This is a genomic window from Pseudomonas entomophila, from assembly GCF_018417595.1.
GTDB lineage: Bacteria > Pseudomonadota > Gammaproteobacteria > Pseudomonadales > Pseudomonadaceae > Aquipseudomonas > Aquipseudomonas entomophila_C.
On record NZ_CP070982.1, the window covers coordinates 5,255,603 to 5,268,202 of the forward strand.

Here is a 12,600-nt window from a genome sequence, read left to right on the forward strand (position 1 = left end):
TCGTCAAGGCACCATCCTGGCCCCGCCCCGCGCCCCGATTCGTCGCACAACCGCTCTACCACGCACCTTCCATCGCTCGGCACAGCCCTTGCAATCTCCGACCTGGCCAACACCCACCATCACATCGGAGTGAGCACATGAAGCGACGCAGTCTGATCAAGGCCTTCACCCTCAGCGCATCGATCGCCGCGATGGGCCTGAGCTGGAGCATCCAGGCCGCCGAGACCATCAAGGTCGGCATCCTGCATTCGCTGTCGGGGACCATGGCGATTTCCGAGACCTCGCTCAAGGACATGGCGCTGATGACCATCGACGAGATCAACGCCAAGGGCGGGGTCAACGGCAAGCAGCTCGAGGCGGTGGTGGTGGACCCGGCGTCCAACTGGCCGCTGTTCGCCGAGAAGAGCCGCCAGCTGCTGACCCAGGACAAGGTGGCGGTGGTGTTCGGCTGCTGGACCTCGGTGTCGCGCAAATCCGTGCTGCCGGTGTTCGAAGAGCTCAACGGCTTGTTGTTCTACCCGGTGCAGTACGAGGGTGAGGAGATGTCGCCGAACGTCTTCTACACCGGTGCTGCGCCCAACCAGCAGGCGATCCCGGCCGTGGAATACCTGATGAGCGAGGACGGCGGCAGCGCCAAGCGCTTCTTCCTGCTGGGCACCGACTACGTCTACCCGCGCACCACCAACAAGATCCTGCGCGCCTTCCTGCACAGCAAGGGCGTGGCCGACAAGGATATCGAGGAGGTGTACACGCCGTTCGGCCACAGCGATTACCAGACCATCGTCGCCAACATCAAGAAGTTCTCAGCCGGTGGCAAGACGGCGGTCATTTCCACCGTCAACGGCGACTCCAACGTGCCGTTCTACAAGGAGCTGGCCAACCAGGGGCTGAAGGCCACCGATGTGCCGGTGGTGGCGTTCTCGGTGGGTGAAGAAGAGCTGCGCGGCATCGATACCAAGCCGCTGGTGGGGCACCTGGCCGCGTGGAACTACTTCGAGTCTGTGGATAACCCGGTGAACCAGAAGTTCGTCGCCGACTGGAAGGCCTACGCCAAGGCCAAGAACCTGCCAGGGGCCGACAAAGCGGTGACCAACGACCCGATGGAGGCCACTTACGTGGGCATCCACATGTGGGCGCAGGCCGCCGAGAAAGCCAAGTCCACCGATGTCGACAAGGTCCGCGAGGCGCTGGCCGGGCAAACCTTCAAGGCGCCGTCCGGGTTCACCCTGACCATGGACAAGACCAACCATCACCTGCACAAGCCGGTGATGATCGGCGAGATCCAGGATGACGGGCAGTTCAGCGTGGTGTGGCAGACCGAGGAGCCGTTGCGGGCGCAACCGTGGAGCCCGTTCATTCCGGGGAATGACAAGCGGCCGGATTATACGGTGAAGGGTAATTGAGTGCATTGGGGCCGCTGTGCGGCCCTATCGCGGATAAATCCGCTCCTACAGGCCCGTGTGTGTGTAGGAGCGGATTTATCCGCGATGAATCCACCGCCGATTTCCAGGACTGCCCGCATGCTCAGACTCCTGCTCACCCTCTTGTTGCTACTGCCCCTGGCCACCCAAGCCAGCGAAGGCGAGTTCTTCCTCACCGCCAAACCCGCCGAACAGGCCAACCTGCTCGAAACCTGGGCCGCGCAACCCGATGCCGCCCGCCTGCCGCTGCTGGCAAACCTGCGCCAGGGCCGCATCGCCGACAACGACACCCGCAAGCTGCGCCTGAACAATCGCCTGCGCGGCCTGATCGACAACGCCCTGGCCAGCCACCAACTGTTCAGCGACCAGACCAACGTCCGCCTGGCCGCCGCCCAGCAATTGCAGAAAACCGCGCAACCCGCGCAGATGGCCTTCCTCGACCGCCGCTTCGCCAGCGAACCGGACGCCGCCGTGCACGCCGCCCTCGGCCTGGCCCTGGCCAACCTGCAACTGGGCGCCAGCGAACCCGCGGTACGCCTGGCCGCCGTGCGCCTGCTCGGCGAAACCGGCGACCCGCTGGCCCGCACCCGCCTCGAAGCGCTGCTGCAACCCGACGCAGAAGCCGACCCGGGCGTGCGCACCGCCGCAGAAACCAGCCTGGCCCAGGTACAGCGCAAGCTGCTGGTCGGTGAATTGCTCGGCCAAGCCTTCAGCGGCCTGTCGCTGGGTTCGATCCTGCTGCTGGCGGCGCTGGGCCTGGCGATCACCTTCGGCCTGCTGGGGGTGATCAACATGGCCCACGGCGAGATGCTGATGCTCGGCGCCTACAGCACCTACATGGTCCAGGTGCTGCTGCAGCGCTATGCCCCCGGCGCCATCGAGTTCTACCCGCTGATCGCCCTGCCGGTGGCCTTTGTCGTCAGCGCCGGCGTCGGCATGGCGCTGGAGCGCACGGTGATCCGTCACCTGTATGGCCGCCCGCTGGAAACCCTGCTGGCCACCTGGGGCATCAGCCTGATCCTGATCCAGGCCGTGCGCCTGATCTTCGGCGCGCAGAACGTCGAGGTGGGCAACCCGGCCTGGCTGTCCGGCGGCATCCAGGTGCTGCCCAACCTGGTGCTGCCCTACAACCGCCTGGTGATCATCGGCTTCGCCCTGGCGGTGGTGCTGCTCACCTGGCTGCTGCTCAACCGCACGCGGCTGGGCCTGAACGTGCGCGCGGTCACCCAGAACCGCAACATGGCGGCCTGCTGCGGGGTGTCCACCGGGCGCGTCGACATGCTCGCCTTCGGCCTTGGTTCCGGCATCGCCGGGCTGGGTGGCGTGGCCCTGAGCCAGGTCGGCAACGTCGGCCCGGACCTGGGCCAGAGCTACATCATCGACTCGTTCCTGGTGGTGGTGCTCGGCGGTGTCGGCCAGTTGGCCGGCAGCCTGTGGGCGGCCTTCGGGCTGGGCATCGCCAACAAACTGCTGGAGCCGCAGATCGGTGCGGTGCTGGGCAAGATCCTCATCCTTGCGCTGATCATTCTGTTCATCCAGAAGCGCCCGCAAGGCCTGTTCGCCCTCAAGGGACGGGTAATCGACTGATGAACCAGCCATTGATTGTCACTGCCACGCGCAAGGCCGGCACCCGGGTTTCAATGGCCGTCGGCGCCATTGTCGTCCTGGTGCTGGTGGCCCTGCCGCTGTTGTCGCTGCTGCCCGACGGCCACAGGCTTCAGGTCTCCGCCTATACCCTGACCCTGGTCGGCAAGATCCTCTGCTACGCCATCGTCGCCCTGGCCCTGGACCTGGTGTGGGGCTATGCAGGCTTGCTGTCGCTGGGCCATGGCCTGTTCTTCGCCCTGGGTGGCTACGCCATGGGCATGTACCTGATGCGCCAGGCGGCCGGCGATGGCTTGCCGGGGTTCATGACCTTCCTGTCGTGGAGCGAGCTGCCCTGGTACTGGGCCGGCACCCAGCATTTCGCCTGGGCGCTGTGCCTGGTGGTGCTGGCGCCGGGGCTGCTGGCGCTGGTGTTCGGCTTCTTCGCCTTCCGCTCACGGATCAAGGGCGTGTACTTCTCGATCATGACCCAGGCCCTGACCTTCGCCGGCATGCTGCTGTTCTTCCGCAACGAGACGGGCTTCGGCGGCAACAACGGTTTCACCAGCTTCCGCACCATCGTTGGTTTCGACATCGCCGCCCAAGGCACCCGGGCCGTACTGTTCCTGCTCACGGTCGGCTTGCTGTTGGCCAGCCTGTACCTGTGCTGGCGCCTGACCCAGAGCAAGTTCGGGCGCCTGCTCACCGCCGTGCGCGACGCGGAAAACCGCTTGATGTTCTGCGGCTACGACCCGCGCGGCTTCAAGCTGCTGGTGTGGGTGCTCAGCGCCGTGCTGTGCGGCCTGGCCGGGGCGCTGTACGTGCCGCAGGTGGGCATCATCAACCCCAGCGAGATGTCGCCGACCAACTCCATCGAGGCCGCCGTGTGGGTGGCCCTGGGCGGGCGCGGCACGCTGATCGGGCCGCTGCTCGGCGCCGGCCTGGTCAATGGCATGAAAAGCTGGTTCACCGTGGCGTTCCCCGAGTTCTGGCTGTTCTTCCTCGGCGCGCTGTTCATCCTCGTCACTTTGTACCTGCCCAAGGGCGTGGTCGGCCTTGTGAAGAAAAGGAGCCAGCCATGAGAAGCGTGCCCCCGGTGCATCCGGAATTCATGCTGGAACCGATCTTCGACCAGATCGGCAGCGCTCGCGAGGCGATCGGCCTGGGCCGGCGCCGCGAGGCCGGGCTCGACACCCGCCACGGCACGGTGCTGAGCCTGGAGGGCATCAGCGTCAGCTTTGATGGCTTCAAGGCGCTCAACGAGCTGAACCTGTACATCGGCGTCGGCGAGCTGCGCTGCATCATCGGCCCCAACGGCGCCGGCAAGACCACGATGATGGACGTGATCACCGGCAAGACCCGCCCCGACACAGGCACCGCGTTCTTCGGCGACACCCTCGACCTGACCCGCATGAGCGAGTGCCAGATCGCCCAGGCCGGCATCGGCCGCAAGTTCCAGAAGCCCACGGTGTTCGAGGCGCTGACGGTATTCGAGAACCTGGAGCTGGCGCTCAAGGCCGACAAGTCGGTGTGGGCCAGCCTGCTGGCGCGGTTGTCCGGCGAGCAGCGCCAGCGTATCGAGGAGGTGCTGACCACTTTGCGCCTGCTGCCCCTGGCCCAGCGCCAGGCGGGGTTGTTGTCCCACGGGCAGAAACAGTTTTTGGAGATCGGCATGTTGCTGGTGCAGGAGCCGAGGTTGCTGCTGCTCGACGAGCCAGTGGCGGGGATGACCGATGCCGAGACCGAGTTCACCGCCGAGCTGTTCCGCTCATTGGCGGGCAGGCATTCGCTGATGGTGGTGGAGCATGACATGGGCTTCGTCGGCAGCATTGCCGACCATGTGACGGTGCTGCACCAGGGCAGTGTGCTGGCGGAGGGGTCGCTGGCGCAGGTGCAGGAGGATGAGCGGGTGGTCGAGGTGTATCTCGGCCGGTGATCGGCTTTGGATTTTGGGTGCCTGTGCCGGCCCTTTCGCGGGTAAACCCGCGAAAGGGCCGGCACAGGCAAAGCAGACATTTCAGGGACAACACATGCTCAAGATAGACACCCTGCACCAGTACTACGGCGGCAGCCACATCCTGCGCGGCCTGTCCTTCGAGGCCAAGGTCGGCGAGGTCACCTGCCTGCTGGGCCGCAACGGCGTGGGCAAGACCACCCTGCTGCGCTGCCTGATGGGCCTGCTGCCGGCTCGCGAGGGCCGCGTGGAATGGGAGGGCAAGCCGATCACCACGCTCAAGCCCCAGCAACGCGTCCAGGCCGGCATCGCCTACGTGCCCCAAGGCCGCGAGATCTTCCCCCGCCTGAGCGTCGAGGAAAACCTGCTGATGGGCCTGTCGCGCTTTCCCGCCCGCGAAGCACGGGAAGTGCCCGCCTTCATCTACGAACTGTTCCCGGTGCTGGAGCAGATGAAGCAACGCCGTGGCGGCGACCTCTCCGGTGGCCAGCAGCAACAACTGGCCATCGGCCGCGCCCTGGCCAGCCGCCCGCGCCTGCTGATCCTCGACGAACCCACCGAAGGCATCCAGCCGTCAGTCATCAAGGAGATCGGCGCGGTGATCCGCAAGCTCGCCGACCGTGGCGACATGGCCATCCTGCTGGTGGAGCAGTTCTACGACTTCGCCGAGGAACTGGCCGACCAGTACCTGGTCATGGCACGCGGCGAAATCGTCCAGCGCGGCCGGGGCGAAAACATGCAGGCTGAAGGTGTGCGCGGCCTGGTTACCATTTAATCTGCAACCACTTCCCTTGCGAGACGCTGTCATGAGTTACCAGATCCGCGACGCCCTGATCGACGACGTGCCGGGCATCCTCGACATCTACAACGACGCCGTGGCCAACACCACGGCGATCTGGAACGAAACCCCGGTGGACCTGGGCAACCGCCAGGCCTGGTTCGAGGCCCGCGCGCAGCAGGGCTATCCGATCCTGGTGGCAGTGGACGACAGCGGCGTGCTGGGCTATGCCTCATTTGGCGACTGGCGGCCGTTCGAGGGTTTCCGTCATACCGTCGAGCATTCGGTGTACGTGCGTGGCGACCAGCGCGGCAAGGGCCTGGGCCCTGTGTTGATGGCCGCGCTGATCGAGCGCGCGCGCCACTGCGACAAGCATGTGATGGTCGCCGCCATCGAGAGCGGCAATGCCGCGTCGATCAGCCTGCACGAACGCCTGGGCTTCAGCATCACCGGGCAGATGCCGCAGGTGGGGGTGAAGTTCGGGCGCTGGCTGGACCTGACCTTCATGCAGCTTTACCTGGATGACAACACCCTTCCCCCTTCAAGGACCTGAAGCCCATGAACACCGCCCAGCTGCACCGCGTCACCCACGAAGGCCTGGCGTACTACCGCGACAGCCTGGTGGCCCTTTTGCTCGATGCGGTGCGCCAGGGCGCATCGGTGGGGTTTCTGGCTGATATCGACGAGCAGCAGGCCAAGGCCTATTTCGATGAGGTGAAGGCAAAACTGGCCAGTGGCGAGCAGTTGCTCTGGGTCATTGCCCAGGGCCAGGAAGTGCTGGGCAGCGTGCAGTTGGGCTTGTGCCTGAAGCCCAACGGCCTGAACCGGGGCGAGGTGCAGAAGCTGCTGGTGCACAGCGATGCACGGCGGCGTGGGCTGGGGCAGCAGTTGATGGGGGCGCTGGAGGCCGAGGCGCGGCGGATCGGGCGGGGGATGCTGTTTCTCGATACCGAGGCTGGGTCTGGGGCGGAGGCATTCTATCAGGCGCTGGGGTACAGCAAGGTGGGGGAGATCCCAGACTATGCCTGCGGGCCGGAGGGGGTTTATCGGCCGACAGCGTTGTATTTCAAGGTCCTGGCTCCGGCGCCGGAACGGCGCTGATGCCTTCGCGGGTAAACCCGCCCCCACAGCAGATCGAGTCCACCTGTGGGAGCGGGTTTACCCGCGAACACCGGCGAAGCCGGTGCCATGCAACACGCAGGCAGACCAACGCCTGCAGGGCGCCAGAGTTAAAGCAGACGTGCCAACAACGCCTTAGGCCGATCTTCTGTGTAATAACCCACCAATTCTTCCTTCTTCTCACCCTCGGAGAAGTACAGCAGTGTCGGCGCCGACTGAACATCGTAGGTGCCTGCAATAGTCGAGCCGTCAGTCAATTGTAACCGTAAAAAGTCAGCAGCCTGCTCCTTGGCTGCCCAGTCATCGATGACCTTGCTCATACGTTTGCTGGCATTTTCACTGCCATCGGCCTTGTATTTGAAGAACTCGACCACCACAGGCTTCCCAGCCTTCAGTACCTTGTCTTCAAATTGCGCCTCGGTGATTTGCTGCACAGCCATGTCGACGCTCCTGCATTGAGAGATCCGCACCATGCGGAAGGAGCCTCAACGCTAGAACGCCCACCAGACGGCGTCTACTGGCAAAAATATCAGGTCAGGTGGGCATTACCCCTGCACAAACCGCCCCAACCGCTGGCGCAACATGCTGTTCTCGCTACGCAAATGCTGCACCTCTTCCAACAGCTCCAACGCCAACGCCACCCCTTCCCACTCCAGTTCCAGCTCCTGATGCAGCTTCACCGCGCGCTTCAAGGTCACCGGCGCGCGGTCATCGAACACCCACTCCTCGGGCGTTCGCCCCGACGGTTCGACAATGCCGTGCTCGACGATCTCGATCACCCAGTCGGCCGACACATCGGCTTCCTGGCACAGGGTACGCATGTCCAGTTGAACGATCAGGGTGCTGCTCATGATCACTTACTCCATTGAGTCCTCGGGTTGAACGCGGCTTTCTCGGAGAGCTGGGTCCACAGTTCGCGCGCGGCGGCGTCGGACTGGGCGGGCATGACCACCTTGAGCTGGGCGTACAGGTCGCCGCGCTCGCCCTGCTTGTTCGCAAGGCCCATGCCCTTGACCCGCAGGCGCTGGCCGCTCTGGCTGTCGGGGCGGATGGTCAGGTTGATCTTGCCGGTCAGGGTCGGCACGGCCACCTTGGCGCCAAGCGCCGCTTCCCACGGTGCCAGGGGCACGGTGATGATCAGGTCATGGCCTTCGACATCGAACAGCGGGTGCGGTGCCATGCGGATGGTCAGGAACAGGTCGCCATTGGCGCCACCGCCCACGCCCGGCGCGCCCTGGCCCTTGAGGCGGATGCGCTCGCCGTCGGTCACCCCGGCGGGGATCTTCACGTTCAGCGTTTTCGTGGTGAACCCGGTGCGCTGCCCGGCGGCATTGGTTTGCGGCACCTGGAAGCTGATCTGCTTGGATTCCTTGTTCAGGGTCTCTTCGAGGAAGACCGCCAGTTCCAGTTCCACGTCCTGCCCTCGCCTGCCGGCACTGCGTTGTTGCCGGCCACCGCCGCCACCGAAGGGGTTGCCGCCCCGGGCGCCGAAGATCGAGCTGAAGAAGTCGGAGAAGTCGCCGCCCTCGAAGCCGCCGCCACTGCCGCCACGGGACTGCCAGCCAGGCGGTGCCTGGAACGGCCGGCCGTGCTGGCCGCCGTACTTGCGGATCTCGTCGTACTCGGCGCGCTTGTCCTTGTCGCCAAGCACTTCGTAGGCCTCGTTGGCCTCCTTGAACTTGTCCTCGGCGTCACGCTCCTTGCTGACGTCGGGGTGATACTTGCGCGCAAGCTTGCGGTACGCGGCCTTGATCGCCTTCTCGTCCGCGCTCGCCTCGACGCCGAGTATCTTGTAATAGTCTTTGAAGTCCATCTATGGATCACCAATGTGAATGTACGTATTGCTACTGAAGATTGGGGTCAAGCATAGCCTTTCAAGGTTCATCCGGGGTTGCGCTATCGCAGACGGCCGGTCTTGATTTAGCCGCAGACTGGCATAAACTGCGCGGCCGTTTTGCCTCCGGAAGCTCTCCTTCATGTCTGACGTATCCCCGGCCCGCGCCCTCGGCATCGACTTCGGCACCTCCAACTCCACGGTCGGCTGGCACCGCCCGGGCGTCGAATCGCTGATCGCCCTGGAAGACGGCAAGATCACCCTGCCGTCGGTGGTCTTCTTCAACATCGAGGAGCGTCGCCCGGTGTATGGCCGCCTGGCCCTGCACGAATACCTGGAAGGCTACGAAGGCCGCCTGATGCGCTCGCTCAAGAGCCTGCTGGGCTCCAAGCTGATCAAGCACGACACCAGCGTGCTGGGCAGCGCCCTGCCGTTCAAGGACCTGCTGGGCATGTTCATCGGCGAGCTGAAAAAGCGCGCCGAAGCCGATGCCGACCGCGAGTTCGACCAGGTGGTGCTGGGCCGCCCGGTGTTCTTCGTCGACGAAGACCCGGCCGCCGACCAGGAAGCCGAGGACACCCTGGCCGATGTCGCGCGCAAGATCGGCTTCAAGGACGTGTCGTTCCAGTACGAGCCCATCGCCGCGGCGTTCGACTACGAGTCGGGCATCAGCCGTGAAGAGCTGGTCCTGATTGTCGATATCGGCGGTGGTACCTCGGACTTTACCCTGATCCGCCTGTCGCCCGAGCGTCACCTGGTGGCCGAGCGCCAGAGCGACATCCTCGCCACCGGCGGCGTGCACATCGGCGGTACCGACTTCGACAAGCAGCTGAGCCTGCAGGGCGTGATGCCGCTGTTCGGCTACGGCAGCCGAATGAAGAGCGGCGCGCTGATGCCCACCAGCTACCACCTCAACCTGGCCACCTGGCACACCATCAACGCCCTGTACTCGCAAAAGTCGCAACTGGCCCTGGGCAGCATGCGCTACGACATCGAGGACACGCTGGGTATCGACCGCCTGTTCAACCTGATCGAGCAGCGCGCCGGGCACTGGCTGGCAATGGAAGTGGAAGCGAGCAAGATCGAGCTGACCGACCGCGACAGCCGCCGGATCGACTTCGGCCGGATCGAGCCTGAACTGTCGGCGGAGCTGACCCGGGCGCTGTTCGAAGACGCCATCGGTGGGCTGCTGGAGCGGGTGCGCGGCAGCGTGAGCGAATTGCTGGCCAAGGCCGGCGTCAGCGAGGGGCAGGTGGACACGGTGTTCTTCACCGGTGGTTCCAGCGGGATTCCGGCGCTGCGCAACAGCGTGGCGGCGATGCTGCCCAATGCGCGGCATGTGGAAGGCAATATCTTCGGCAGCATTGGTAGCGGCCTGGCGATCGAGGCACGCAAGCGTTACGGGTCGATCTGATATTCGTGCCGGCCCCATCGCGGCTGAAGCCGCTCCTACAGGAACGTGCGGCCCTTGTAGGAGCGGCTTCAGCCGCGATGGGGCCGGCACAGGCAATACACCTCAAACCAGCTCCGCCCGCTTCAGCTCACTCTTCAGGTAAGCGTAATAGATCGGCCCCGCCACCACCCCGGGCAGCCCGAACGCCGCCTCGAACACCAGCATCGCCAGCAACAGCTCCCAGGCCTTGGCACTGATCTGCCCACCGACAATCCGCGCGTTGAGGAAGTACTCGACCTTGTGGATCACGATCAGATACCCCAGCGCCGCCGCCGCCACCCAGATCGACAACGACATCCCGACGATGGTGATCAGGGTGTTGGACATCAGGTTGCCGATCACCGGCAGCAGCCCAAGCAGGAAGGTCAGCACGATCAGCGTCTTGGTCAGCGGCAGGTGCACGCCGAACAACGGCAGCACCACCGCCAGGAAGATGCCGGTGAATACAGTGTTGAGCAGCGAGATCTTGATCTGCGCGAAGACGATGTTGCGAAACGCCTGCACCAACAGGCTCAGGCGCTCGAACAGCGCCGCCGCCAGGGGCTTGCGCCGGGAGATGTCGGGGATGCGCTGCAGGGCGACGATGGCACCGAGGATCATGCCGATCAGCAGGGTGACGAACATGTGCGCCATGCCCTTGCCGACCAGTTGCAGGTCGCTCAGGTGGCTCTTGATCCAGTCGCCGATGGCCACCTTGAACTCGGCGGCGCTGGCCGGCAGGTAGGCTTCGATGAACGGCGGCAGCTGGCCACGGGCGCGCTCGACCAGGGCCATGAACTTGTCCAGCGAAGCGCCGGGGTTCTCGGCCTCGTGCAGCAGGAAGCTGAAGGCGCCGGCGATCAGCAACGTGAGCGTGCTCACCACCAGGGTGCCGAGCAGCGCCACCGCCAGCCAGCGCGCGCGCTGCCCGGCGATCAGCGGTTGTAGCCTGGGCGTGAGCATGTTGACCAGCTCGAAGACCAGCAGGCCGGCCAGCAGGCTGGGCAACAACTTCAGGGGCAGCGCCAGCAACAGGCCGGCCATGACGATGACCCAGCTGGCGAGGGTGATCTGACGGGGGGTGAAGGTCATACAGCCTCGGCGGCAGACAGCGGAAAGACCCGCAGTCTGCCAGCCTTCAGGGCACAGGCATAGGCGCAGGTCATTTCTTCTTCAGGCAGTCGCTCATGAAGGTCTTGCGCTCGTCGCCCTTGAGCGCCTTGGTGGTGGCATCGGCGTTGCAGGTCTTCATCTTCTCCTGCTGGGTAGCGGGCTTGGCCGGCTCGGCCTTTTTCAGGCAGGTGCTCATGAACGCCTTGCGCTCGTCACCCTTGAGCGCCTTGGTGGTGGCGTCGGCATTGCAGGTCTTCATCTTTTCCTGTTGCGCGGTGGCGGCGAATCCTTGCCCGGCGATCAACATGCCCAACACCAACAGTGGTACGTGCAGCAGCTTCATGGAGTGGTCTCCTTGTCTGCGCGCCCGATGCGCGCTCGTCGAGCAGAGTGTAGACAAGTTTTCTTACATCTCCGTGCGGGCGCGGCGCCGGTACTGCTCAGGCGTGCAGTTGGCCTGGCGCTGGAACATGGCGATGAAGGCCGAGGCGCTGCTGTAGCCGAGGTCGAAGGCGATGGCCTGGATCGGCAGCCCCGCTTCCAGCGCTTCGATGGCGCGCAGGAAACGCAGGCGCAGGCGCCACTCGCCGAAACTGATCCCCAGTTCATGGAGGAAGTGCCGGGCCAGGGTGCGCTCGCTGACATGCACCTGGGCTGCCCAGTCGGCCAGCGGGCGGTTGTCTCCAGGCTCGGCGTGCAGCGCTTCGAGCACCTGGCGCAAGCCCTCGCTGCGGGCGAACGGCAGGTAACAGGTCTGGGTCGGGGCCAGGTGCAACTGGTCGATCAGGACCTCTACCAGGCGCTGGTCGCGCGCGTCCTGGGCCACATGCAGGTCGCGGCGGGCAAAGTCACCGAGGATCGCCTTGAGGATGTCGCTGATCACCAGGCTGCAGGGCTGCGCCGGCAGCTCGGCGCACAGGCTGCGCTCGAGGTAGACCGAACGGTAGATGATGGCCTGGGGGTTGTAGCAACCGTGTTCGGTGCCCGGTGGCACCCACACGGCGTAATGCGGCGGCGAGATGAAGCGCTGCCCTTCGACGTCCAGGTGCATCAGGCCATGGGAGGCGTAGTTGAGCTGGCCCCAGGGGTGACGGTGTGGCGGGCTGTGGGTGTCGGCGCCGAATTCGTCGTAGCGGAAGTAGACCGGCGCGGGGAGCTGGTCGAACTGGGGGATGTCGAGGTACTTGCGGGCCATGCTGTCTGCTTCGCGGGGCTAGTTGTCTGGATGGGAGTATAGGGTTTCATACAGACAAACGATAATACCGGGCCATCAGGGGCCGCTGGGCGGCCCTTCGCGGGTAAACCCGCTCCTACAGAGACGGTGCAAATCCTGTAGGAGCGGGTTTACCCGCGAAGGGCTGCGTA

14 protein-coding genes are annotated in these 12,600 nt (G+C 64.9%); 8 read left to right on the plus strand and 6 right to left on the minus strand.

Annotation, left to right across the window (positions count from 1 at the left end; genetic code table 11):
- Positions 1-137 precede the first annotated feature (137 nt).
- From urtA to JYG34_RS23090, 7 genes are all read left to right on the plus strand, one after another.
- On the plus strand, positions 138-1,403 hold the full coding sequence (urtA, locus tag JYG34_RS23060; RefSeq protein ID WP_213658489.1) for an urea ABC transporter substrate-binding protein: 1,266 nt from the start codon (positions 138-140) through the stop codon (positions 1,401-1,403).
- A gap of 84 nt (positions 1,404-1,487) precedes the next feature.
- On the plus strand, positions 1,488-3,008 hold the full coding sequence (urtB, locus tag JYG34_RS23065; protein WP_434011152.1) for an urea ABC transporter permease subunit UrtB: 1,521 nt from the start codon (positions 1,488-1,490) through the stop codon (positions 3,006-3,008).
- A complete protein-coding gene (gene urtC, locus JYG34_RS23070; protein WP_213658491.1) occupies positions 3,008-4,087 on the plus strand; it encodes an urea ABC transporter permease subunit UrtC in 1,080 nt (359 codons plus the stop codon). Before urtB ends, urtC begins: the two co-directional genes overlap by 1 nt.
- Entirely contained in the window at positions 4,084-4,941 is an 858-nt protein-coding gene (gene urtD, locus JYG34_RS23075; RefSeq protein ID WP_213658492.1) for an urea ABC transporter ATP-binding protein UrtD, read from the plus strand. Before urtC ends, urtD begins: the two co-directional genes overlap by 4 nt.
- Before the next feature lie 94 nt (positions 4,942-5,035).
- Complete coding sequence (gene urtE, locus JYG34_RS23080; RefSeq protein WP_213658493.1) at positions 5,036-5,734, plus strand: urea ABC transporter ATP-binding subunit UrtE; 699 nt, start codon at positions 5,036-5,038, stop codon at positions 5,732-5,734.
- Positions 5,735-5,765: 31 nt separating this feature from the next.
- Positions 5,766-6,290 carry a GNAT family N-acetyltransferase gene (locus tag JYG34_RS23085; RefSeq protein ID WP_213658494.1) on the plus strand — a complete coding sequence of 175 codons (525 nt, stop codon included), beginning with the start codon at positions 5,766-5,768 and terminating at the stop codon, positions 6,288-6,290.
- Between the two features lie 5 nt (positions 6,291-6,295).
- Complete coding sequence (locus JYG34_RS23090; protein WP_213658495.1) at positions 6,296-6,838, plus strand: GNAT family N-acetyltransferase; 543 nt, start codon at positions 6,296-6,298, stop codon at positions 6,836-6,838.
- A gap of 128 nt (positions 6,839-6,966) precedes the next feature.
- Here JYG34_RS23090 and JYG34_RS23095 read toward each other — a convergent pair whose 3' ends face one another.
- The 3 genes from JYG34_RS23095 to cbpA all read right to left on the minus strand — a co-directional run bounded on the left by JYG34_RS23095 (position 6,967) and on the right by cbpA (position 8,669).
- Complete coding sequence (locus JYG34_RS23095) at positions 6,967-7,296, minus strand: thioredoxin family protein (protein WP_213658496.1); 330 nt, start codon at positions 7,294-7,296, stop codon at positions 6,967-6,969.
- Between the two features lie 105 nt (positions 7,297-7,401).
- A complete protein-coding gene (locus JYG34_RS23100; RefSeq protein ID WP_213658497.1) occupies positions 7,402-7,707 on the minus strand; it encodes a chaperone modulator CbpM in 306 nt (101 codons plus the stop codon).
- A gap of 2 nt (positions 7,708-7,709) precedes the next feature.
- Positions 7,710-8,669 carry a curved DNA-binding protein gene (gene cbpA / locus JYG34_RS23105; RefSeq protein WP_213658498.1) on the minus strand — a complete coding sequence of 320 codons (960 nt, stop codon included), beginning with the start codon at positions 8,667-8,669 and terminating at the stop codon, positions 7,710-7,712.
- Positions 8,670-8,832: 163 nt separating this feature from the next.
- Between cbpA and JYG34_RS23110 the strand changes: the two genes are divergently transcribed.
- The gene (locus JYG34_RS23110) at positions 8,833-10,104 is read left to right on the plus strand and encodes an Hsp70 family protein (RefSeq protein WP_213658499.1); all 1,272 of its coding nucleotides are present in this window, start codon (positions 8,833-8,835) and stop codon (positions 10,102-10,104) included.
- Positions 10,105-10,206: 102 nt separating this feature from the next.
- Here JYG34_RS23110 and JYG34_RS23115 read toward each other — a convergent pair whose 3' ends face one another.
- From JYG34_RS23115 to JYG34_RS23125, 3 genes are all read right to left on the minus strand, one after another.
- Entirely contained in the window at positions 10,207-11,214 is a 1,008-nt protein-coding gene (locus JYG34_RS23115; RefSeq protein WP_011535910.1) for an AI-2E family transporter, read from the minus strand.
- A 70-nt stretch (positions 11,215-11,284) separates the two neighbouring features.
- A complete protein-coding gene (locus JYG34_RS23120) occupies positions 11,285-11,578 on the minus strand; it encodes a PsiF family protein (protein ID WP_186660750.1) in 294 nt (97 codons plus the stop codon).
- A 63-nt stretch (positions 11,579-11,641) separates the two neighbouring features.
- Positions 11,642-12,430: an AraC family transcriptional regulator gene (locus JYG34_RS23125; protein ID WP_213658500.1), complete on the minus strand. Its 789-nt coding sequence runs from the start codon at positions 12,428-12,430 to the stop codon at positions 11,642-11,644.
- Positions 12,431-12,600: the final 170 nt, after the last annotated feature.